The sequence below is a fragment of the Pseudomonas frederiksbergensis genome, from assembly GCF_003732275.1.
Taxonomy (GTDB): domain Bacteria; phylum Pseudomonadota; class Gammaproteobacteria; order Pseudomonadales; family Pseudomonadaceae; genus Aquipseudomonas; species Aquipseudomonas frederiksbergensis_H.
The window spans coordinates 409,715-431,566 of record NZ_MOBM01000038.1; the positions used below are offsets into that span (position 1 = coordinate 409,715).

A 21,852-nucleotide genomic window follows, 5' to 3' on the forward strand; every position below is an offset into this window, starting at 1 on the left:
CGCCCCCGGCCATGGATGGCCGATGGCGGCGGGCCCCCGGAGCAATGCCGGAGTGAGGGCATGCCGAGCCTGGGCGAGGCACCGAATGGCGGGGCAAAAGCGCTTTGGTTACTTTCGCGCTTTTCGAAAGTGACTCGCTGTAAGAGCGAAACCATAGGCCGCCATAACCGCAGAAATGGATATGTACACCATCAAAAATCCCGGTCGGCTATCAGGCCGCCTTCGCAGGCAAGCCAGCTCCCACAATTTGATCGGTGTACATCTGCAAGAGGTCGGCTATCAGGCCGCCTTCGCGAGCAAGCCCACTCCCACAGGGTCCGAGTGACCCCGAGGGAGCAAGGCCAAACTCAGGCCAGGCTTTTGCTGACCACTTCAAACACATCGCTGGACAGTTGCCCCGAAGCGCGAATCCGCTCCAGCTCACCTTTCATCAACGCCTGACGGGCGTCGTCGTATTTGCGCCAGCGAGTCAGCGGCGCCAGTTGGCGAGAGGCGATCTGCGGGTTAAACCCGTTCAACTCGATCACCAGATCCGCCAGGAACCGATACCCGGAACCATCGGCCGCATGGAAGTTGATCAGATTCTGCCCGGCAAACGCGCCGATCAGTGCCCGCACCTTGTTCGGGTTCTTGATCGTGAACGCGGGGTGTTGCATCAAGGCTTTGACCCGTTCCAGACCACCCGGCAACGTGCTGCCTGCCTGAACGCTGAACCACTGATCCATGACCAGCGGATTGTCCTTGAAGTGCTCGGCAAAGCTCGCCAACGCCGTGGCTTTCTGCTCCTCGAACGGCGAATTCACCACCACCGCCAACGCCGTCAGACGCTCGGTCATGTTGTCGCTGGTGTCGAACTGCTCAAGGGTCGCCGCCAACACTTCCGGCTTGCCGCTGAGCATCAGGTACGACAGCGCAATGTTTTGCAGCGCGCGGCGGGCGAAATGCTCGGCCTCGGCCACATACGGCGTTTTCTTCGAGAGATCGCGATTGGCCTGATAACGCAGCCACAATGCCTCGAACAAGCCTTCAGCCAATTGCTTACGGGCAAACTCGCGAGCCGTGTGAATGGCGTCTACGTCAGCCACTTCACTGATCTCGGTCAGATACGCCTCGCCCGGCAGCGAAAGCATCTCGGCGACCATCGCCTGATCCAGTGTGTCGTCGGACAGCACGGTACGCAGTGCTGAAACCAAACGCTGATCCAGCACCAGCGCTTCGCCCTTCTGTTGATGTTCGATCAACTCTTGCAGCACCTGCACCGACAATTGCTGACCGGCATCCCAGCGGTTGAAACCGTCGCTGTCGTGCTGCATCAGGAACATCAGCTGATCGCGGTCGTACGGGAAGCTCAGTTTCACTGGCGCCGAGAAGCCACGCAGCAACGAAGGCAGCGGTTTTTCAGCAATGTCGACGAAAGTGAAAGTCTGCTCGGCTTCAGTCACCGAAATAACCCGCGAAGTGCCTTGAGCACTGGCTTCACCGACAAGACGCAGGGCAATTTCGCCGCCCTTGCTGTCCAGCAGGCCCAGTTCCACTGGAATCACGAACGGTAATTTTTCCACCTTGTCCGGGGTTTCCGGGCAGCTCTGGCGGAAAGTCAGGCTGTAGGTTTTCGCTGCGGCGTCGTAGGACTCGCTCACCGCCAAACGTGGTGTGCCGGCCTGGCTGTACCAGCGTTTGAATTGAGTCAGGTCAACGCCGTTGGCGTCTTCCATGGCCTTGATGAAGTCGTCGCAGGTCACGGCCTGGCCGTCATGGCGTTCGAAGTACAGGTCGCTGCCTTTGCGGAAGCCTTCGGCACCCAGCAAGGTGTGGATCATGCCGACCACTTCCGAACCCTTTTCGTACACGGTCAGGGTGTAGAAATTGGAAATCTCGATGAAGCTGTCCGGGCGCACGGCGTGGGCCATCGGGCCGGCGTCTTCGGCGAACTGGTGGGTACGCAGGTAAGCCACGTCCTGGATGCGTTTGACCGTGGCCGAGTTCATGTCGGCGGAGAAGCCGGAATCGCGGAATACGGTGAAGCCTTCCTTGAGCGACAACTGGAACCAGTCGCGGCAGGTCACGCGGTTGCCCGACCAGTTGTGAAAGTATTCGTGGGCGACGATCGCCTCCACACGCTGGTGCGCGGCGTCGGTAGCGGTTTCGGCGCGGGCCAGTACGGCGCTGGAGTTGAAGATGTTGAGGCCCTTGTTCTCCATGGCGCCCATGTTGAAGTCGTTGACCGCGACGATCATGAAGATGTCCAGGTCGTACTCGCGACCGTAAACCTCTTCGTCCCAGCGCATGGACTTCTTCAGGCTGTTCATGGCGTGCTGGCACTTGTCGATGTTTTCCGGCTCGACGTAGATGCGCAGCGCCACGGAGCGCTCGGTCATGGTGGTGAAGGTGTCTTCGACGCACCACAGGTCACCGGCCACCAGCGCAAACAGGTACGCCGGTTTCTTGAACGGGTCTTCCCAGGTCGCCCAGTGCCGGCCGTCTTCGCCCGGACCTGAGGCAATCGGGTTGCCATTGGACAGCAGCACCGGATAGCTGTGCTGCTCGGCGACCACCGTGGTGGTGAACGTGCTCATCACGTCCGGGCGGTCGAGGTAATAGGTGATCTTGCGGAAACCTTCGGCTTCACACTGGGTGCAGAACATGGTGCCGGATTTGTACAGGCCTTCCAGGGCGGTGTTGGTTTCCGGGTGGATCTTGACGCTGGTGTCGACCGTGAAGCTTATATCGGTCGGTTGCAGGGTCAGGTGATTCTCGGTCAGTTGGTAGTCGGAAGCGCTCAGCTCACGGTCGGCCAAAGTCACCGACAGCAGCTCGAGTTGCTGACCGTCCAGCACCAGCGGCGGCAGGCCCGGGCCACGTTCAGGATTGCGGCGCATCACCAGTTGCGCATGGACCAGGCTGTGGTCCTCGAACAACTCGAAGGTCAGGTGCGTCTCGTCGATCAGGTACTCAGGCGCCTGATAGTCCTTCAGGTAGATCATCTTCGGTTGTTCGGTGCGCATACTGGAATCCTTACTGATGCACGGCGAGCTGGTAGGCCGTGTATTTACGAATATTGATCACGCCGGTGTCGAAAATCAGGTACTGGCCCTTGATCCCCAGCAGCGTGCCTTCGGCAATCGGGTTCTTGTCCAGGTTGAAGCTGACAATCTTGGCCGGGTATTGCTCGACCGGATAGCGGATTTCAAGCGGTTCGACATCGGTAATGGTCTGGATTGCTTGTAGGCCAAATCGTTCCTGCAAACCTTGCAAACCTTCCGCACAACTTTCAAACAGCTGATCGCGCACCTGCGCCAGGTCCACAGATACGGCGTCGCCCTTGAGTAAAGCACGCCAGTTGGTCTTGTCGGCTACCTGACTGCGGAACAGGTCTTCGACGAAACCCGATTGCTGGCGGGTCGCGACGCGCATGATCGGCAAGGCCTGGCTGGCGCCCTGATCGAGCCAACGAGTGGGCAGCTGCGTAGCACGGGTTATGCCGACCTTGATCCCCGACGAATTGGCCAGATACACCACATGATCGGTCATGCAGAATTTTTCGCCCCACTCCGGATCGCGGCAGGTGCCAGCGTCGTAGTGGCAACGTTCCGGGCTCATGATGCAGATGTCGCACTGCGCCAGTTTGGTCATGCACGGGTAGCAGTAACCCTGGCTGAAACTGGTTTTGGTCTTGCGTCCGCAATGGGTGCAGTGGATCGCCCCCAGGTATTCCAGGCGCACCGTGGTGCCGATCAACGGATTGACCGGTACCTCGGCGTCGCCCAGACGAAAAGCGTACTGAACGTTCGGCCCGTCAAGGCGCGCCGACATTTTGCTGATTGCACCGCGGCCAATCTCGATCAATGGATGGCATCCGATTTGAACAGAATGTTTGGCACTTCAATCGACTTCGACTCGCATTCCTGCGGGCCCATGTAGCCGGTGCGCTCTTCCTCGGGCAGGTTCTGGATTTCCCAGGCGATCATCGCTTGCAGGGACAGTTCGCGCTGCTCGGCGGTGAGTTTGCCACCGTCGGACCATTTGCCGATTTCCACCGCCAGTTTCAGGCTCTGGTAGATATCCGGGGTGATGTTTTTGATCATTTCGTTAAAAGAGGACATCAAGGGCTCCGCGCTCTTTAATCACATAGCTTATTTGGAAGTCAGTTTACGGCGGTTGTACAAACCGCCCAACAAACCGGTGAAGCATCCGATGAGTAACCCGCTGACGTGGGCCGCGTTGGCAATCTGGCCGAAGCCGATCATCGAAACCAGCCCGGACAGGCACACCAGCAACCACACCAGCATCATCACCAACACCCCTCGGGGCAGGCGATACGCCGGGTTCGGCGACAGAACCTGGAAGATCCAGCAATGCCCGAGCAGGCCGTACAGCACCCCGGACAACCCGCCAAACAGGCTCGGGCCGCTGAAAAGGTATTGGGTATAGTTGGACACCAGGCTGAACAGCAACGTCAGGCCGATCAGGTTGATGCTGCCCTGACGCGACTCGATACGCCGCCCCAGCTCCCAGTACCACATGCCGTTCATGGCCAGGTGCAGGATGCCGAAGTGGATCAGCATCGGCGTCACCAGACGCCACCACTGCCCCGCCGCCAGGCTGTCAGCCAATGGTGTGAAATGGATGTACTCGCCGACCACACGGAAATCGAGGAAGGTCAGCCAGCGTATCGTCTCGAGGTTTTCGCCCAGCAGCGTCACCACGCCGACGATCAGGCTCAGCAACAGCACCAGCGCCGTAGCCTTGCTGTAGCGCAATTGCTCGACGAAGCCCGGACGCGACCGCGTCTGCGCGATCGGGATATCCAGTTGCTGATCAGGGTCGCCTGCGGGAAAGCGTTCGTACAATGAGCGTACGTCTTCGCTGATGTTGGCCGGGACCCACAGCACCTGCTCGCCCGCCTCTTCGCTGACCCGATGGGGCACTTGCATGCGCTGCAGCAGTTTGACGAATCCGCTCAAATCCACCGCCAGAGGCAGACGCAATACCGCCACCGCCGTCATTGCAGCACCTCCGGCCGCTCGACATCGACCCAGACGAACTTATGCGGGTCGAGACGGGTTTCCTGATCCAGACGATAAGCGACCAGTTTGCCGTAGAGCACCGCGCTGTAATCCAGGCACGCCAGGTTCGGGCGGATCGGCGCCGGTTTGCCGCTGCGCCAGTAGTGGCCGACGAACAACAACGGCTCATCGACGCCGTAGCGCAGCAAGTTGTCTTTTTCGCTGGACGATAGTGGCGTGCGGGCCACCGGTTCAGGCAAGGCGTCAGGCTGGAACACGATGTCTCCGTAGGTTTGCGGGTCGTCTTCCCAGAACTTGGTGCGGAAAAACGAGCGCGTCAGGCCGTCGCCGCTGGTCATGGTCAACCCGTGGGGCAAGCGCATGTCGGTGCCGCGCAACAGGCGATCGAACACGGTGCAGGCAAAACTGCCTGGCACCGCGGAGGCCTGGAGGAAGTGCTCATCGATGCAGCCGTCGGGAAACAACCCGCGCAACGGCTCGATCAGGCCGGCATCCCAGCAGGCATGCACGACGCGAAAGCGTCCGGCATCGACGAACAATGGCAGTTCATAGAACCATTGCAGGAAGTCATGCCAATCTTCGGGATGATCTTCGAACTGGGTCAGGGTTTCCTTGAGCAGGCGCGCGTGGCGTGGCGTATGTTCACGCACGAACTGCTGGCCACTGCCCGGCAACGCCGGCGTGCTCCAGCCGAGGGCGTTGAATTCATGGTTGCCCATGATGCACAGCGCCTGGCCGGCCTCGACCATGTCGTGGACGATATGCAGCGCCTCGCGAATCCGCGGGCCGCGGTCGATGATGTCGCCGAGGAACACCGCCATGCGCGACGGATGCCGCCAGACACCCGCCTGTTTGTGGTAACCGAGCCGGTCAAGCAAGTGCTCAAGGGTCAGAGCGCAACCGTGCACGTCACCGATCAGGTCGTAGCTACGCGCGGGATCGAGCATCAGTCGCCTCCACCACCCAACTTGCTGCCCCAGCCGAGCTTGGTCCGGCAGACTTCATAATAGTTGTGATCGAGCGGATGAATCAGCCGCAGCTTCTGCGCTTTCTTGCTGATGGTAATGGTGTCACCGGGCGCGCAGGTGAAGTGATTCTGCCCGTCACAGGAGACTTGCGGGTAAATCTGCATATCTTTGGACACGACGATTTTCAGCTCACTATTGCCATCGACCACGATCGGTCTACCTGACAAGGTATGGGGGTACATCGGCACAATCACAATAGCGTCGAGCTTGGGATGCATGATCGGGCCGCCCGCCGACAGCGCGTAAGCGGTCGAACCGGTCGGCGTGGCGACGATCAGGCCGTCAGCCTTCTGGCTGCAGACGAACTGGCCATCGATGTACAACTCGAACTCGATCATCCGCGTCGATTTGCCGGGGTGCAGCACCACATCGTTCAGCGCATCGCCCTGGCCAATGGCCTCGGCGTGGCGACGGACTTCGGCTTGCAGCAGAAAGCGGTTTTCCACCAGATAGTGGCCGTCGAGCACTTCGGCGACTTTGACTTCCAGCTCATCGGGACGAATATCGGTCAGGAACCCCAGGCTGCCCCGGTTGATGCCGAGCACTGGAATATTGTGTCGGGCCAGCGCCCGGGCGGCGCCCAGCAGGCTGCCGTCACCACCGACCACAATCACCATGTCACACACTTCACCGAGCATCTTGCGCGACGAAGTTTGCAGGCCATGACCCGGCAGGACTTCGGCGATGGTGTCTTCGAGGATCACATGTAGATGACGATCGAGCAGAAACCGTTTCAGTCGGCGGACGGTATCCAGCACCTGAGAACTGCCCAGGCGACCGATGATGCCGATATTACGAAATTGCTCCATGGGGCTCCTGCGAGGGTCTGCGGCGGCGAAAAACACGATTATGGGCGAAAGCGCGGCGTAGACAAAACCCTTTCAGCCACGAGTGAAGAGGCTATGCTCGCAAGATGATCCTATTTCCAGATTTGCTCCAGTTACCTCACCAGTTGCGCCACCCTGAAGTGCGCGACCTGGCTTGGGTCATCCTCGCACCGCCGATGCTCAGCGTCACCCCGTGGCCGCAGCGTCATCCGCTGGCGGGCAGCGACTGGGTGCAGGCACCGGAGCGCCTGGAACACTGGCTCAGGCAACTGGATCGCGACAGCTACGATTTGCTGCACTGGCTGGCCCAGGCCAGGACCCGGCGCCTGGGTCTGTACTACGAGCGGCTATGGCAATACGCCGTGCGGCACGCGCCGGGCATCGAACTGATTGCCGCCAACATGCCGATCCGCCGTGAAGGCCACACCTTGGGTGAGCTGGACATGCTGCTGCGTGATCGCGACGGCGTGCATCACCTGGAACTGGCGATCAAGCTCTACCTTGGACCACAGAACGGTGACGGCCATGACTCCGCGCAGTGGCTCGGACCGGGTTGTCATGATCGGCTGGACCGTAAACTGAAGCACCTGAGCCAGCATCAATTACCGATTTCCGCGCGGGTGGAGAGCCGTGCAGTGCTGGCGTCGCTGGATATCCAGCAGTTCAGTGCGCATCTGTGGCTGGGCGGTTATCTGCTCTATCCGTGGCCGGGGCAGGCCGAATCACCCAGCGGCGCGCACCCTCAGCATTTGCGCGGTAGCTGGCTGCATCAGAAAGACTGGGCGGACTTTGTCGTGCAGCGCCCATCCGGTCGCTGGCAACCCCTGCCCCGCCATGCCTGGCTGGCGCCGGCACACTATCCCGAAGAGCAGACCTGGAACGCTGAACAGCTGAATGCGTGGCTGAGCGATCTGGACCCGCTGGCACCGGCGCAATTGATGGTGCGGCTTACAGAGAACGGCGAAGGCGATTGGGAGGAAGCCGAGCGGCTGTTTCTGGTGTCCGATCTTTGGCCGAATGTGCCGGGTAATGGTTGAGTTTATGTGGTGAATGGACGGGCCCTATCGCGAGCAGGCTCGCTCCCATATTGGATCTCCTTATGGTGAAGATCCTTGTGGGAGCGAGCCTGCTCGCGATAGGGCCGATACGGTTCAGATAGACAACCGCAACGCCAACGCCGCCAACATCACCGCCAACACAGTCTCGACCTGCAGGCTCGGCAGCTGCTGCAAGGGAAAGGTCATTGCTTTTTATGCTGCTCAACCCACAGCGCATACGCATCGATGAATTTCTGCAAGAACGGCCTGACCGACTCCGACAACTTGCCTGCCTCGTCGAACGCTGAACCGGCGCCGCCCAGGTAGGCTTCCGGCTGCTGCATGCACGGCACATTGAGAAACACCATGGACTGGCGCACATTGTGGTTGGCCCCAAATCCGCCGACGGCGCCCGGTGAAGCGCTGATCACCGCACCCGGCTTGCCGTTCCAGGCGCTCTTGCCATAAGGGCGCGACCCCACGTCGATCGCATTCTTCAACGGCGCCGGCACCGAACGGTTATATTCCGGGGTCACGAACAGCACCGCGTCGGATGAACTCACTTGTTGTCGGAAAGTGCTGTAGGCTGCCGGCGGTGATTCGCCATCGATGTCTTCGTTATAGAGCGGCAAATCGCCGATTTCGACGATATTCAGCTTCAGATTGGCAGGCGCCAGCTCGGCCAGCGCCAGCGCGACCTTGCGGTTGATCGATGCTTTTCTCAGGCTGCCGACCAGAACGGCGATCTCGTAGACGTTGCTCATGGAAGATTCTCGACTGTCCGATGGGAAGAGCTTCTAGTTATAGATGATCAAATGACGATTCAACCAGTGGGCGACGGAAAAACGCCGCCCCTGACTATTTTTTTCCTGTAGGAAAACTTACCTCGCCCAACCACGGTCTACAGAACCGCAAATTGAGTGATTTATCTCCAGAGGTTCTAAGCAGATGGCAGCAGTACTCGTCGGTCAGTTCCATGCAAGAGACGCGGAAGGCCGCGTTTATTCCGTGCATGAGTTCCAGGAATCCACTCCGTCGCACGACGGCCTCGCCGGCTCGGTGCCTGTCACCACCTATAAGCTGGCCATTGGCGACCGGCTCAACAAACTCGACGACAACGAATTTGTGCTGGTGCAATCAGGCGTCACCCTCACTCGCGAACCTGAAACGAACGTGGCCTCATAACCCGCTGTTATGAGCAGAAGTCATATGCACGCACTTGAGTTAGGATTCAGTGACTGACTCCCTCACCTGCTGAACATGGACTTCACGCATGCGTTTACGTCATATCGAAGTAATCCAGGCGCTCCTGCAGACCGGTCACCTGGGCACCGCCGCCGAATGGCTGCAGTTGCCGGTGGCCGAGGTTGAACGCACCCTGCGTGATGCCGAGGATCAATTGGGTTTCATGCTGTTTGCCAGCGTGCGTGGTCGCCTGCAAGCCACGCGCGAGGCGCGGGAGTTGCAGGCCGAGATCGCCCACGTCTACGAAGCCCTCGAGCCGGTTCAGCGACTGGCCAGCAGCCTCAAGCAATATTTGGCCCCACCCCTGCGAATTATCTGCACCCCGCCTTTGGCGCAGCAATTGTTGCCACACAGCATCGCGGCTCTGCGCCGACGCCTCCCAGACGCACCATGCACCCTCCTGAGCCAGCCGACCCGCGAAATTGTCAGAAGCCTGCTGCTGCGTGAAAGCGATCTGGGCCTGAGCCTGCATGACCCGGACCACGCCGATATCCATTGCCAGGTCATCGCTCAAGGCAAGCTCCAGCTGCTGGCGCCCCATGGCTGGCTGCAACCGAAACAGAAGTACATCTCGCTGCAGGACCTGGCCGGCCAGTCGATGGTTGGTCTGGAAGGTCACGATCCGTTAAGCCCGGCGCTGGACAACAAACTGCATGCGCTGCGCCCTGCCCCGGTCATCCAGACCCGGGTACAGACTCATCAAATGATGCGCAGCATGGTCGAGGCCGGCGAAGGCCTGGCGATCGTCGACCCGTTTACCGCCCTCGGCGCCAAATCGGCCGGGCTCGATGCCTGCCCATTGGCGCCTGCCGTGCCGATCAGCGTGTATGCCTTGAGCCTCAAGACCGCCGAGCCCTCTTCGGCGGTTCAGGCGCTGCTGGACATCGTCACGGAACAAGCCGTGGCGATGTTGGCGAGCTGAGCGGGTTTTCCAGCGGATTATCGAACAGGCGATACCAGAACAGCGCCACCTCAGCGGTGTTCGGATCGATCCCGCGGTAGCGCAGATGATCGATCCCGCCGACCACATAGCCACAGCGCTCATAAAGCCGACAGGCGCCCAGGTTGTTGTTCTGGGTTTCCAGCATGATGCCAGGCAGTTTTTTCTTGCGACTCCAGAACTGCGCCACGTCCAGCAGCGACTTGGCCACGCCATGACGGCGCGCCGGAGCATGCACCGCCAATTCGTCGATATGGGCGAAGCCGTTCCAGTTGGTGCTGACCACCAAATGACCCACCGGCTCGTCATCCAGATAGGCCATGAAAATCGCGCTGTCAGTGGCATCGTGAAAACTGCTGAATTCCTCGGGATCGATGCCATAACACTTGCGATACGGGGTGATTGGCGTCACCGGCCACTGCGCCACCGGCTTACCGATTTGCGCGGCACCATAGGCGGCGACTTCAAAACTGAAATCACTGCCCCAGATATAAGCCGCAAACCCCTCATCGGCGACACGCACCGAGAGGCCTGGGTGTTTGGGATTCATGACTGGTTGCATACTCGGAAAGGTCCTCATTCCTTGATGCAATCGACGGTGTAGTGCCGTCCATTGCCCTCGTCTTCGTGTTGCAAGCCATGCACATCGGCGACAAATCCGGGGAAACTGCTGTCGAACGTACGGGCAAACTTCAGGTAATCGATGATCGAACGGGTCGACTCGGTGAAACGCTCGCCGGGCATGATCAACGGGATCCCCGGCGGGTATGGCACCAGCATTACCGCCGCGATCCGCCCATCCAGAGCATCGATCGAAACAGCCTCAACCTCCCCGCGTACCAATTGATCATAGGCGTCAGCCGGCTTCATGGCGACTTCCGGCAGCACTGTGTACATGCGTTTGAGGTGTTTGGCCGTGGCGTTGCTGCGATAACAGGCGTGCAATTGATCACACAGATCGCGCAAACCCATGCCTTGATAACGGGCAATATTGTGTTGCGCCACGCACGGCAGGCAGGTGGCCAGGTTGACATTGGCGTCGTAACTGCGCTTGAACTCCAGCAACTCGGTCAGCAACGTGCTCCATTTGCCCTTGGTGATGCCCATGGAGAACAGCACCAGGAACGAATACAGCCCGGTCTTTTCCACGACCAGCCCACGTTCCCAGAGAAATTTGCTGACCACCGCCGCCGGAATCCCCCGCGCACTCAGGGCACCGCCCGCCGTCAAACCCGGCATCACCAGCGTGACCTTGATCGGATCGAGCAGCACGTAGTCGTCGGTCACGCCGCCAAAGCCGTGCCAATCGGCGTCGGGTTGCAGCAACCAGTCTTCGGTGACCACCTGTTCGATACCTTCGGCCGAGGGTGGTTGCCAGATGGAAAACCACCAGTCATCGGCGGCGATGTGCTGGCGCAGATTAGCCAGGGCCCGGCGAAAACTCAGGGCCTCGTCGAACATTTCCTGTAACAGCGAACGTCCGGCCGGCCCTTCCATCATCGCCGAGGCCACGTCCAGCGAGGCGATGATGCTGTACTGCGGCGAGGTCGAGATGTGCATCATGAACGCTTCGTTGAAACGGTCGCGATCCAGTTGCCGCGCCCCGCCGTCCTGAACGTGAATCATCGACGCCTGACTGAACGCCGCCAGCAATTTGTGCGTGGAGTGCGTAGTGAACACCAGCGGGCTGTCTTCGCTGCGAGAGGTGCCCATGCCGTAACGACCGGCGAAAAACTCGTGGAACGCCGCGTAGGCGTACCAGGCCTCATCGAAATGCAGCACCTCGACGCTATTGCCCAGGCTCTGCTTGATCAGCTCGGCGTTGTAACAGAGGCCGTCGTAAGTCGAGTTGGTCACCACCGCCAACTTGACCTTGGGCTCGCGGCCCTTGGTCAGTGGGCTGGCGTCAATCTTGGCCTGGATCGATTCGCGGCTGAATTCGCTCAACGGAATCGGCCCGATAATCCCCAGCTCATTGCGCTCCGGGCACAGGTACAGCGGAATCGCACCGGTCATGATGATCGAGTGCAGCACCGACTTGTGACAGTTGCGATCTACCAGCACCAGGTCATCGCGGGCCACCATGGAATGCCAGACGATCTTGTTGGCGGTCGAGGTGCCATTGATCACGAAAAAGGTGTGATCGGCGCCGAAATTACGCGCAGCTCTCGCTTCTGCCTCGGCCAGTGGGCCCGTGTGATCGAGCAGCGAACCGAGTTCCGGTACCGACACCGACAAATCCGAGCGCAGTGTGTTTTCCCCGAAGAACTGATGAAACGCCTGCCCCACCGGGCTCTTGTGATACGCCACGCCGCCGCCATGGCCAGGGGTGTGCCAGGAATAATTGGAGTCGGCGGTGTGCTGCACCAGCGCCTTGAAGAACGGCGGCAACAGACCGTCCAGATATTTACGCGCCGCGCGGGCGACTTGCCGGGCAAGGAAGGGCACGGTGTCTTCGAACAGATAAAGAATGCCGCGCAGCTGATTGAGCTCGGCCATGGCATTGGCCGGGGCGTTTTCCAGGGTGACCTGCTCGCCCAGGGCAAAGATCGGCAGGTCCGGCGCCCGAACCCGTGCCAGGCGGATCAGCTCGGCCATGTTATGCAGAAGATGAGCATGGGTGCTGGCGTCTTCGGCGGCAATCAACATGCAAGAGAGGCCGTGATGAGTCGAGGCGACCAGACGCCCTTCGTTGTAATCGACTGCCGAAACGATGCTGAAGCCTTCCTGCTCCAGCTCCCGGGCGATGCCACGCACACGATCACCGGCAACGGTGTCGGCTTTGATGTCGCGGTGGACGATCAGGACCGGGAATTTCAAATCTTTATACATGGTGCTCGGTGTCCTGAGGCGGCAGACCGTGGCCTGCCAATAACCTCAGGGTAGAGGGTTGGAGCGCATGTGGCGAGCGGGATGCCCTGAAGTGGGTCGGCGGGCGCACCAGCATGTGGCCAGCAAACCCATTGTTCAGAAAGCTTATCTGTGGCGAGGGAGCTTGCTCCCGTTGGGCTGCGAAGCGGCCCCCTGCATTCGCTCAGATACACCGTGCTGGCAGGATTTGCGACTGCTGCGCAGCCGAGCGGGAGCAAGCTCCCTCGCCACAAAAGCCCTTCCGCTCGAAGGGGCTCAGGCCTGAGCCTTGGCCTCCGCCAATTGCTGCCACAGCGACGGAGCGCCGGCGGATTTGGCGATGGCTTCAAGGCGCGCAATGTGCTGGGCCAGATCTTCTTCACTGGCACGGATGATCCGGATCGGCTGACGATCGGCCGGCAGACGACGGATTTCTGTGGCGGAGTTGTCCGCGCCTTCACCGGAACCATTGCCATCAGACGCATTACCGGCCAGCGACAGGCTGGTCTGGCCGCCGGTCATGGTCAGGTAAACGTCGGCGAGAATCTCGGAGTCGAGCAAGGCGCCGTGCAGTTCACGGCCGGAGTTGTCGACGCCATAGCGTTTGCACAAAGCGTCGAGGCTGTTGCGCTGCCCCGGGTGACGTTCCCGGGCCATCATCAGGGTGTCGAGGATCGAGCAGTGTTGCGTGATGTCCGCGCGGTCGTGGTGGCCCATCAGGGCGAATTCGTTGTTGATGAAGCCAACGTCGAACGCCGCGTTATGGATGATCAGCTGCGCGCCCTTGATGAACTCGAAGAATTCATCGGCCACTTCGGTGAAACGCGGCTTGCCCACCAGAAATTCGTTAGTGATGCCGTGGACGCCGATGGCGCCTTCGTCACTCTCGCGATCCGGTTGCAGGTAAACGTGGAAGTGCCGGCCGGTCAGGCGCCGACCGATCAACTCGACACAACCGATTTCGATAATCCGGTGGCCGTCGGTCACCGGCATGCCGGTGGTTTCGGTATCGAGTACAACGGATCTGGTGGCCATCAGTGCTCAGCTCTCAACGGGTCAATCGTGCAAAAGCGGCGATGTTAACACGCTCGCTGGGGTCTTTCAGGTACACCGTGTGGCACCCATCGCGAGCAGGCTCGCTCCCACATTGAATTCGGGGGTTCACAGAATTTGTGCTCAACGAAGATCAAATGTGGGAGCGAGCCTGCTCGCGATTGGCCACGACGCGGTGCATCGATAGAACCGGAATCAAGCCTGCTTGTACCCACGCACTTCATCAACGCCACGATTGGCCAGTTGGTCGGCTCGTTCGTTGCCGTGATGGCCAATGTGCCCTCGCACCCATTTCCAGGTGACGTTGTGGCGGTTGACCTGCTCGTCGAGCAGTTTCCACAAGTCGGCGTTTTTCACCGGTTCCTTGGCCGCGGTTTTCCAGCCGCGTTTCTTCCAGTTGGCCATCCACTCGTTGATGCCTTTCATCACGTACTGGGAGTCGGTCACCAGCAGCACGTCGCAGGAGCGCTTGAGCTCTTCCAGGCCGCGAATCGCGCCCATCAACTCCATGCGGTTGTTGGTGGTGTTGGCTTCGCCGCCCCAGAGTTCTTTTTCAACGCCCTTGCACACCAGCAATGCACCCCAGCCGCCCGGACCAGGGTTGCCCTTACAGGCGCCATCGGTGAAGAGTTCTACGCTATCGCTCATGCCAATCTATCCAGAAAATGCGGTGGCTCGCCGATCGGTGACCGACGATGCCCGAGGCCGGGGCGAACCCGACCGGGAAAATAAAAAGTGTATTACGGTTCGAGGTGACGACGGTTGACCTTGGCCATCGGCAACGGAATCAGCTTGCCCATCGGTTCGCGCCGTTCCTGACGCACCGGCCGCAGGCCCACCACGATCTTGCGCGCGACCAATAAATAGAAGCCACCACCCGACAATTGCCAGTCACCGGCCTTGCGTTCCCAACCGGCCAGACGGGCTTGCCAGGCAGGCGACGCAAGCGGCGGACGATAGCACCCGAAGCGGCGTTTCTCCAGCGCGAAGCCCAGCAGGTTCAGCCAGTCACCAACCCGCGATGGCGAAATGCAACGGGCCTTGCGCAAGGCGTCATGGGCGAACACATGACGCAGGCCCCAACTGCTCCAGGGGTTGATTCCGACGATCAGCAGATGCCCGCCAGGCCGAACACTGCTCGCCGCTTCGCGCAGCAAACCGTGAGGCGACAGGCAGAAATCCAGCCCGTGCTGCAACACCACCACATCGGCGGCGTGCTCGCTCAAAGGCCAGGCCTGCTCTTCGCAAACGATCTCGACCCCCGGCAACGGCGCACCCAGTCGCACATTGCGCTGGACCTGCGGCGCCGACGGCGGCGTTTGCGCCGAGGGGCCGTAATGCACCAGGTAGCCGCCGAAGAAGCGCCCCAACTCGTCTTCGAGCATGCGTCGTTCTTCGTCCAGCAGAAATTGCCCGATGGGCCCGGACAACCATTCACGGGCCGCGCTGATCAACGTCAGCCACTCAGGATCGGCCTGAGCGAACGCTTTATCGGTCATTGCATTCTCCAACGCGCCAGGAAGTTCTAAGATGCGCCAATGTTTTCCGCTTGGCGAATCCGACGATGATACAGATCAGTGCCCTGCCCGCCTTCACCGACAACTACATCTGGTTGTTACAAGACCACAGCACCCAGCGCTGCGCGGTGGTCGATCCGGGCGATGCCGCGCCAGTACAAGCCTGGCTCGCGGCGCACCCGGGTTGGGTGTTAAGCGATATTTTGATCACTCATCACCATCATGACCACGTCGGCGGCGTCGAGCGGCTGAAAAAAGCGACAGACGCGACAGTCTACGGCCCGGCCAGCGAAAGCATCCCGGCGCGGGACGTGGCCCTCAAGGACAATGACCGCATCAGCGTGCTGGGCTGGGACTTCGACGTCATCCAGGTGCCGGGCCATACCCTGGGGCACATCGCCTTTTATCACCAGGGCCATTTGTTTTGCGGCGACACCCTGTTCGCCGCCGGTTGCGGACGCCTGTTCGAAGGCACGCCGGAGCAAATGCATCACTCGCTGAGCCGCCTCGCTGCGCTGCCCGAAGACACGCTGGTCTACTGCACCCACGAGTACACCCTGAGCAATCTGAAGTTCGCCGCAGCAGTCGAACCGGGCAACCCCGATACCCTCGAACGACTGGCCACAGTCGCCCGGCAACGCGAAGCCGGCATCATGACGCTGCCTTCGACGCTGGCACTGGAAAAGCTCACCAATCCGTTTTTGCGTACCGGCGAAACATCCGTTAAAGAAAAAGTGGACGAACGGAACGGACCCGATAACCGGGCGCCGAGTGCGGTTTTTGCTGCTCTTCGCGCTTGGAAAGATACGTTCTAGGGAGGCTGCTTGATGATACAAAAATTCTGAATGGTTGACCGCAGGGGGTGCGCTTTCTAGAATCGCCCGACATTTTTGCCCGGAACTTACTTCCAGCCAATGTCGTCACCTATTCGTAAAGCCATCAATTCAGACGCATTGACCCGCTTGGCTCAAGCCATTGCGGTGGCTGTGTCCGCCACTTTGGCGGGCTGTTCCAGCCATGTGCCGCAGACCGAAGCGACACACACTCCGAATATTGCCGCTCGAGCCAAGCAGAAACCCATCTGGCTCAGCGAAAAACCAACACCGCAAATTCCACAGGACGTCTGGGAGCGCATGCGCCAGGGCTTCCAGTTGCAGGACAACCTGGGCGTCAACCCGCGCATCGAGCAACAGCGCTTGTGGTTCGCCAGTAACCCGTCCTTCCTCGAAAATGCCGGCGAACGCGGCAGCCTCTACATTCACTACATCGTCGAACGCCTTGAAGAACGCAACATGCCGCTGGAACTGGCGCTGTTGCCGGTGATTGAAAGCGCCTACAACCCGATGGCCTATTCCCGGGCCGACGCGGTGGGTCTTTGGCAATTCATTCCTTCCACCGGGCGTTACTTCAACCTGCGTCAGACCCGCTTTTATGATGGCCGTCGCGATATCACCGCCTCGACCACCGCGGCCATGGATTACCTGACCCGCCTGCACGACATGTTCAACGGCGACTGGTTGCTGGCCCTGGCGGCCTACAACGCCGGCGAAGGTACGGTCAGCCGGGCCATCGAGCGCAACGAACGACTCGGCCTGCCGACCGACTACTGGAACCTGCCGCTGCCAGCGGAAACCCAGGCCTATGTGCCTAAGCTGCTGGCCTTGTCGCAAGTGGTATTGGCGCCCGAAGCCTATGGCGTGAACCTCAACCCGATCGCCAACGAACCGTACTTCCAGGTCGTCGAAATCAACCAGCGCATGGACCTGTCCAAGGTTGCCGCGGTGGCCAATATCGACGAAGACGAACTGTTCCAGCTCAACCCGGCCTTCAAGCAGCGCACCACCATCGACGGCCCCCAGCATCTGCTGGTGCCAACGTCCAAGGCGCAACTGCTGACCGCCAGCCTGTCGACCATGCGCCCTGACGAGCTGATCAGTCAGCGATCGCTCAAGCCGGTGTTCGAAGGGGCAGACGACAGCGAAATCGCCAGCCTCAAGCGCGCCTATCGGGTCAAACGTGGCGACAACCTGGGCACCATCGCCAAGGCCAACAAGGTCGACATCAAGGACCTGCAACGCTGGAACAAACTGACGGGCAAGGACCTCAAGGTCGGCCAGACCCTGGTCATGCAGGACACCACCAAGCGCAAACCCGGGCGCGTCAACACGGTGGTGGCGGCGAACAGCAAGGCGAACGGCAAAGTAACCAACAAGACGCAACAGACCCAGTACAAGGTCAAGCAAGGCGATTCGCTGTATATGGTCGCCAAACGCTTCAACGTTGAAATGCAGCACCTCAAGCGCTGGAACCCTCGGGTTGGCCAGGCGCTGAAGCCGGGGCAGATGCTGACGGTTGCTTCGCCGAATTAAACAACACGCCCTGTCGAGGGGATTTTGTGGCGAGGGAGCTTGCTCCCGTCGGGTTGCGAAGCAGCCCCAAAACCTGAAACCCGGTGATTTCTGACACACCGCGTATTTCGGTTTACGACTGCTTCGCAGCCGAGCGGGAGCAAGCTCCCTCGCCACAGGTTCTGCGATCCGCCGAACCTTCACCGGCACAATTAACCACGCATTACCCCCCCATCTTTTTCCTGTCGATACAAGCTGTTACTGTACGGCCCACAAAGCCCAAGCCGCCTGGATCGGATCTCTGACTTGAAGCGTCCCCTCCTCCTGCTCCTGATCAGCCTGGCCTTGAGCTCCCCCGCAAGCGCGACGATCAGCGAAAGCCATGGTTATGCGCAGTTCGGCACGCTCAAGTACCCGGCCAGATTTACCCACTTCGACTGGGTCAACCCGCAAGCGCCCAAGGGCGGTACGTTGCGGGTGATGGCGTTTGGCACCTTCGATACGCTCAACCCTTACACATTCAAAGGCTCGAGCCCGGTTTCCACCGCCAATTTCCTGCAGTACGGCATCAACGAACTCAATGAACCATTGATGGTCGGCACCGGCCAATACGCGCCGTCCGGCGATGAGCCGACCTCCAGTTATGGCCTGATCGCCCAATCGGTGGAATACAGCGAGGACCGCAGCTGGGTGGTGTTCAACCTGCGCCCCGAAGCGCGCTTCCACGATGGCACGCCGATCACCGCTTACGACGTGGCGTTCTCTTACCGATTGCTGCTCAAGGATGGTCACCCGCAATACCGCACCAACCTTCAGGAAGTGTCGCGGGTGGATATCCTCAACCCACAGCGCATCCGCTTCGTCTTCAAACGCGCCGGCAATCCGCTGCTGATCCTGCGCCTGGGCGAGTTGCCGGTATTGCCCCAGCATTACTGGGAAGGTCGTGATTTCAAGGCCACCACCTTCGAGCCGCCATTGGGCAGTGGACCGTATCGCATCACCTCGGTAACGCCCGGGCGGCAGATCGTCTTCGAACGGGTCAAGGATTACTGGGGCAAAGACCTGCCGGTCAATCGCGGCAAGTACAACGTCGATCGCATGGAAGTCGAGTTCTACCGTGACAGCGACGTGGCTTTCGAAGCGTTCAAGGCCGGTGAGTTCGACATCTACATCGAGCACCAGGCGAAGAACTGGGCCAACGGTTACAACTTCCCCGCCGTGCGCCGTGGCGATGTGATCAAGGCGCAAATCGCGCACCAGATCCCGACCCAGAGCCAGGGCCTGTTCATGAACACCCGGCGACCAACCTTCGCCGAGACCAAGGTCCGCGAAGCGCTGGGGCTGATGTTCGACTTCGAGTGGACCAACCGCACGCTGTTCAGCGGCGCCTACAAGCGCGCCATGAGTTATTACCCCAACAGCGAGTTCTCCGCCACCGGGCTACCGGTCGGTCATGAGTGGCTGCTGCTCAAGCCCTATCGCGATCAGTTGCCCGCCAAGCTGCTCACCGAGCCGTTCAGCCTGCCGCAGACCGAAGGTCGCGGCATTCCACGGGAAACCATGCGCAAAGCCCTGGAGCTACTCGCCCAGGCCGGCTGGAAGCTCAACGGTCAGCGGCTACAGAACACCATCGGCCAACCGTTGCGTTTCGAGATCCTGCTGGTCAATCCGAACCTGGAACGGATCCTTCAGCCTTACGTCGAGAACCTCGCCAGCATCGGCATCGACGCACGGCTGCGCACGGTCGATCGCGCCCAGTACAAACAACGCCTCGATCAGTTCGATTTCGACATGATCCTGATGACCCTCAACCAGACCCTCAGCCCGGGACTGGAACAATGGCAGTACTTTCACTCCAGCCAGGTCGGGGTCAAGGGCAGCAAGAATTACGCAGGTATCGCCAACCCGGTGGTCGACCATTTGCTCGAACAACTGCTCGCCGCCCAGACCCGTGATGCACAAGTCGCCGCCGGCAAGGCACTCGACCGGGTGCTGCTGTGGCAGCACTACATCATTCCCAACTGGTACCTCAATTATCACCGCCTGGCCTACCGCAACCGGTTCGCCTTCGTCACCACGCCGCCCTACACCCTGGGCCTGAGCGCGTGGTGGCTGAAATCTTCGGAGAAAGATCGATGAAACCCCTACGCGCCCTGCTCTTGCAGGCCAGCGGTCTGTTGTTCGCCGGGCTGGCCTGCGCCGCCCCGCAACATGCCCTGACCCTGTACAACGAGCCGCCGAAATACCCGGCCGATTTCAAATATTTCGATTACGTAAACCCTGACGCGCCCAAGGGCGGAATCTTTCGCCAGGCCGGGTTCGGTGGCTTCGACAGCCTCAACCCGTTCATCAACAAAGGCGTGCCGGCCGACGACATCAGCATGATCTATGACACCCTGGCCAAACAGGGTCTCGATGAGCCGTTCACTCAATATGGCTTGATCGCCGGCAAAATCGAAAAAGCCCCGGACAACAGCTGGGTGCGCTTCTACCTGCGCCCCGAAGCACGTTTCCACGATGGCCACCCCGTGCGTGCCGAAGACGTCGTGTTCAGCTTCCAGACCCTGATCAAGGACGGTGCCCCGCTCTACCGCGGCTATTACAGCGACGTGGAGGAAGCGATCGCCGAAGACCCGCTCAAAGTGCTGTTCAAGTTCAAGCACAACAATAACCGCGAACTGCCAATGATCCTCTGCCAGTTGCCGGTGCTACCCAAACATTGGTGGGTGACCCGCGACTTCAACAAGGGCAATCTTGAACTGCCGCTGGGCAGCGGTCCGTACAAAGTCAGCGAAGTGAAGGCCGGACGCTCGGTGCGCTATGAGCGGGTCAAGGATTACTGGGGCAAGGACCTGCCGGTCAATCGCGGCTTCTACAACTTCGACGTGCTGACCACCGACTACTATCGCGACAACACCGTCGCGCTGGAAGCACTCAAGGCCGGTCAGTTCGACTACTGGCTGGAAATGGCCGCGAAAAACTGGGCCAATGCCTACAACATTCCGGCGGTGACCGAAGGTCGGTTGATCAAGGAACAGATCCCGAACGGCAACCCCACCGGTATGCAGGGTTTTATATTCAACCTGCGCCGTCCGGTGTTCCAGGACGTGCGCGTGCGTCAGGCACTGACCCTGTTGCTGGACTTCGAATGGACCAACAAGCAGCTGTTCAACGGCGCCTACGCGCGCACCCGCAGTTACTTTGAAAACTCGGAAATGGCCGCTACTGGCCTGCCGGACGCCGATCAACTGGCGATCCTCGACCCGTTCCGCGGCAAGCTTCCCGAGCAAGTGTTCAGCGAGGCGTTCCAGAACCCGGTGACCGACGCCAGCGGCATGATCCGTAGCCAGCAGCGCAAGGCCTATCAACTGCTGCAAGAGGCCGGCTGGCGGATTGTCGACGACAAGATGGTCGACGCCACCGGCAAACCGGTGAGCATCGAGTTCCTGCTGGCCCAGACCGAGTTCGAACGGGTGCTGCTGCCGTTCAAGCGCAACCTCAGCGACTTGGGCATCGACCTGGTGATTCGCCGGGTCGACGTCTCGCAATACATCAACCGCGTGCGTTCTCGGGACTTCGACATGATCGTCGGCAGCTTCCCTCAATCCAACTCGCCGGGTAACGAACAACGTGAGTACTGGATGAGCGCCGCTGCCGACAAACCCGGCAGTCGTAACTCCATGGGCTTGAAAGACCCGGTGGTGGACCACCTGGTCGAGCAACTGATCAACGCCGATTCGCGCCAAAGCCTGGTGGCCCATGCCCGGGCGCTGGACCGGGTGCTGCAATGGGGCTATTACGTGATCCCCAACTGGCACATCAAGACCTGGCGCGTGGCGTACTGGAACCACATCGGCCACCCCAAGGTTTCGCCCAAATATGACATCGGCATCAATACCTGGTGGGTCAAGCCCAACGCGACATTGCCGATAGAAGTCGAAACCAAACTGCTAGCCGACCCTGCGGGCACGGAGTAATCA

19 protein-coding genes are annotated in these 21,852 nt (G+C 60.2%); 7 read left to right on the forward strand and 12 right to left on the reverse strand.

All coding sequences use genetic code 11. The annotated features are described in order from the left end of the window. Nucleotides 1-347 precede the first annotated feature (347 nt). The 6 genes from pepN to BK662_RS21150 are packed head-to-tail and all read right to left on the reverse strand — an operon-like array spanning nucleotide 348 to nucleotide 6,864. Nucleotides 348-3,005, reverse strand: a complete 2,658-nt coding sequence (pepN, locus tag BK662_RS21125) for an aminopeptidase N (protein WP_123359682.1) — start codon at nucleotides 3,003-3,005, stop codon at nucleotides 348-350. Nucleotides 3,006-3,015: 10 nt separating this feature from the next. Further along, nucleotides 3,016-3,846: a DUF2797 domain-containing protein gene (locus tag BK662_RS21130; RefSeq protein WP_123359683.1), complete on the reverse strand. Its 831-nt coding sequence runs from the start codon at nucleotides 3,844-3,846 to the stop codon at nucleotides 3,016-3,018. After that, nucleotides 3,843-4,103, reverse strand: coding sequence for a YeaC family protein (locus BK662_RS21135; protein WP_038984092.1), 261 nt, complete (start codon nucleotides 4,101-4,103; stop codon nucleotides 3,843-3,845). The genes BK662_RS21130 and BK662_RS21135 overlap by 4 nt, the downstream gene beginning before the upstream one ends. Nucleotides 4,104-4,133: 30 nt before the next feature. After that, the gene (locus BK662_RS21140; RefSeq protein ID WP_123359684.1) at nucleotides 4,134-5,006 is read right to left on the reverse strand and encodes a rhomboid family intramembrane serine protease; all 873 of its coding nucleotides are present in this window, start codon (nucleotides 5,004-5,006) and stop codon (nucleotides 4,134-4,136) included. After that, on the reverse strand, nucleotides 5,003-5,977 hold the full coding sequence (locus BK662_RS21145) for a metallophosphoesterase (protein ID WP_185047189.1): 975 nt from the start codon (nucleotides 5,975-5,977) through the stop codon (nucleotides 5,003-5,005). Before BK662_RS21145 ends, BK662_RS21140 begins: the two co-directional genes overlap by 4 nt. Beyond that, complete coding sequence (locus tag BK662_RS21150; RefSeq protein WP_007906781.1) at nucleotides 5,974-6,864, reverse strand: NAD(+) kinase; 891 nt, start codon at nucleotides 6,862-6,864, stop codon at nucleotides 5,974-5,976. The genes BK662_RS21145 and BK662_RS21150 overlap by 4 nt, the downstream gene beginning before the upstream one ends. Before the next feature lie 104 nt (nucleotides 6,865-6,968). On the opposite strand from BK662_RS21150, the gene BK662_RS21155 reads away from it, so the two are divergent. After that, nucleotides 6,969-7,919, forward strand: a complete 951-nt coding sequence (locus BK662_RS21155; protein WP_123359686.1) for a DUF1853 family protein — start codon at nucleotides 6,969-6,971, stop codon at nucleotides 7,917-7,919. 203 nt (nucleotides 7,920-8,122) lie between these two features. Here BK662_RS21155 and BK662_RS21160 read toward each other — a convergent pair whose 3' ends face one another. Next, on the reverse strand, nucleotides 8,123-8,683 hold the full coding sequence (locus BK662_RS21160; RefSeq protein WP_123359687.1) for an NADPH-dependent FMN reductase: 561 nt from the start codon (nucleotides 8,681-8,683) through the stop codon (nucleotides 8,123-8,125). A 184-nt stretch (nucleotides 8,684-8,867) separates the two neighbouring features. Here BK662_RS21160 and BK662_RS21165 point away from each other — a divergent pair, with 184 nt between their 5' ends. Together BK662_RS21165 and BK662_RS21170 are read left to right on the forward strand one after the other, a co-directional pair. Then, on the forward strand, nucleotides 8,868-9,104 hold the full coding sequence (locus BK662_RS21165) for a hypothetical protein (protein ID WP_052964268.1): 237 nt from the start codon (nucleotides 8,868-8,870) through the stop codon (nucleotides 9,102-9,104). 88 nt (nucleotides 9,105-9,192) lie between these two features. Then, nucleotides 9,193-10,086, forward strand: coding sequence for a LysR family transcriptional regulator (locus BK662_RS21170; protein ID WP_123359688.1), 894 nt, complete (start codon nucleotides 9,193-9,195; stop codon nucleotides 10,084-10,086). Here the strand turns inward: BK662_RS21170 and BK662_RS21175 are convergent. The 5 genes from BK662_RS21175 to BK662_RS21195 form a co-directional block, all read right to left on the reverse strand. Then, the gene (locus BK662_RS21175; protein WP_123359689.1) at nucleotides 10,052-10,666 is read right to left on the reverse strand and encodes a GNAT family N-acetyltransferase; all 615 of its coding nucleotides are present in this window, start codon (nucleotides 10,664-10,666) and stop codon (nucleotides 10,052-10,054) included. The genes BK662_RS21170 and BK662_RS21175 overlap by 35 nt on opposite strands. 14 nt (nucleotides 10,667-10,680) lie before the next feature. After that, complete coding sequence (locus BK662_RS21180) at nucleotides 10,681-12,936, reverse strand: lysine-specific pyridoxal 5'-phosphate-dependent carboxylase LdcA (protein WP_123359690.1); 2,256 nt, start codon at nucleotides 12,934-12,936, stop codon at nucleotides 10,681-10,683. 294 nt (nucleotides 12,937-13,230) lie between these two features. Beyond that, complete coding sequence (gene dnaQ / locus BK662_RS21185) at nucleotides 13,231-13,989, reverse strand: DNA polymerase III subunit epsilon (RefSeq protein ID WP_052964264.1); 759 nt, start codon at nucleotides 13,987-13,989, stop codon at nucleotides 13,231-13,233. A 213-nt stretch (nucleotides 13,990-14,202) separates the two neighbouring features. After that, nucleotides 14,203-14,655 carry a ribonuclease HI gene (gene rnhA / locus BK662_RS21190; RefSeq protein WP_003180633.1) on the reverse strand — a complete coding sequence of 151 codons (453 nt, stop codon included), beginning with the start codon at nucleotides 14,653-14,655 and terminating at the stop codon, nucleotides 14,203-14,205. Between the two features lie 92 nt (nucleotides 14,656-14,747). Next, a complete protein-coding gene (locus BK662_RS21195) occupies nucleotides 14,748-15,506 on the reverse strand; it encodes a methyltransferase domain-containing protein (RefSeq protein WP_052964263.1) in 759 nt (252 codons plus the stop codon). Between the two features lie 65 nt (nucleotides 15,507-15,571). On the opposite strand from BK662_RS21195, the gene gloB reads away from it, so the two are divergent. From gloB to BK662_RS21215, 4 genes are all read left to right on the forward strand, one after another. Beyond that, nucleotides 15,572-16,339 carry a hydroxyacylglutathione hydrolase gene (gloB, locus tag BK662_RS21200; protein WP_123359691.1) on the forward strand — a complete coding sequence of 256 codons (768 nt, stop codon included), beginning with the start codon at nucleotides 15,572-15,574 and terminating at the stop codon, nucleotides 16,337-16,339. Nucleotides 16,340-16,438: 99 nt separating this feature from the next. Beyond that, on the forward strand, nucleotides 16,439-17,893 hold the full coding sequence (locus BK662_RS21205; RefSeq protein WP_123359692.1) for a transglycosylase SLT domain-containing protein: 1,455 nt from the start codon (nucleotides 16,439-16,441) through the stop codon (nucleotides 17,891-17,893). A gap of 285 nt (nucleotides 17,894-18,178) precedes the next feature. Further along, complete coding sequence (locus BK662_RS21210) at nucleotides 18,179-20,011, forward strand: extracellular solute-binding protein (RefSeq protein ID WP_123359693.1); 1,833 nt, start codon at nucleotides 18,179-18,181, stop codon at nucleotides 20,009-20,011. After that, complete coding sequence (locus tag BK662_RS21215) at nucleotides 20,008-21,849, forward strand: extracellular solute-binding protein (RefSeq protein WP_123359694.1); 1,842 nt, start codon at nucleotides 20,008-20,010, stop codon at nucleotides 21,847-21,849. The genes BK662_RS21210 and BK662_RS21215 overlap by 4 nt, the downstream gene beginning before the upstream one ends. Nucleotides 21,850-21,852 lie beyond the last annotated feature (3 nt).

Excerpts from the sequence above, each read along its gene's own strand:
- BK662_RS21195 (WP_052964263.1), bottom strand. The coding sequence starts at position 15,506 with ATGACCGATAAAGCGTTCGCTCAGGCCGATCCTGAGTGGCTGACGTTG.
- BK662_RS21205 (WP_123359692.1), top strand. The coding sequence starts at position 16,439 with ATGTCGTCACCTATTCGTAAAGCCATCAATTCAGACGCATTGACCCGC.
- BK662_RS21175 (WP_123359689.1), bottom strand. The coding sequence starts at position 10,666 with ATGCAACCAGTCATGAATCCCAAACACCCAGGCCTCTCGGTGCGTGTC.
- gloB (WP_123359691.1), top strand. The coding sequence starts at position 15,572 with ATGATACAGATCAGTGCCCTGCCCGCCTTCACCGACAACTACATCTGG.
- BK662_RS21180 (WP_123359690.1), bottom strand. The coding sequence starts at position 12,936 with ATGTATAAAGATTTGAAATTCCCGGTCCTGATCGTCCACCGCGACATC.
- pepN (WP_123359682.1), bottom strand. The coding sequence starts at position 3,005 with ATGCGCACCGAACAACCGAAGATGATCTACCTGAAGGACTATCAGGCG.
- dnaQ (WP_052964264.1), bottom strand. The coding sequence starts at position 13,989 with ATGGCCACCAGATCCGTTGTACTCGATACCGAAACCACCGGCATGCCG.
- BK662_RS21215 (WP_123359694.1), top strand. The coding sequence starts at position 20,008 with ATGAAACCCCTACGCGCCCTGCTCTTGCAGGCCAGCGGTCTGTTGTTC.
- BK662_RS21170 (WP_123359688.1), top strand. The coding sequence starts at position 9,193 with ATGCGTTTACGTCATATCGAAGTAATCCAGGCGCTCCTGCAGACCGGT.
- BK662_RS21135 (WP_038984092.1), bottom strand. The coding sequence starts at position 4,103 with ATGTCCTCTTTTAACGAAATGATCAAAAACATCACCCCGGATATCTAC.
- BK662_RS21165 (WP_052964268.1), top strand. The coding sequence starts at position 8,868 with ATGGCAGCAGTACTCGTCGGTCAGTTCCATGCAAGAGACGCGGAAGGC.
- BK662_RS21140 (WP_123359684.1), bottom strand. The coding sequence starts at position 5,006 with ATGACGGCGGTGGCGGTATTGCGTCTGCCTCTGGCGGTGGATTTGAGC.
- BK662_RS21155 (WP_123359686.1), top strand. The coding sequence starts at position 6,969 with ATGATCCTATTTCCAGATTTGCTCCAGTTACCTCACCAGTTGCGCCAC.
- BK662_RS21160 (WP_123359687.1), bottom strand. The coding sequence starts at position 8,683 with ATGAGCAACGTCTACGAGATCGCCGTTCTGGTCGGCAGCCTGAGAAAA.
- rnhA (WP_003180633.1), bottom strand. The coding sequence starts at position 14,655 with ATGAGCGATAGCGTAGAACTCTTCACCGATGGCGCCTGTAAGGGCAAC.
- BK662_RS21150 (WP_007906781.1), bottom strand. The coding sequence starts at position 6,864 with ATGGAGCAATTTCGTAATATCGGCATCATCGGTCGCCTGGGCAGTTCT.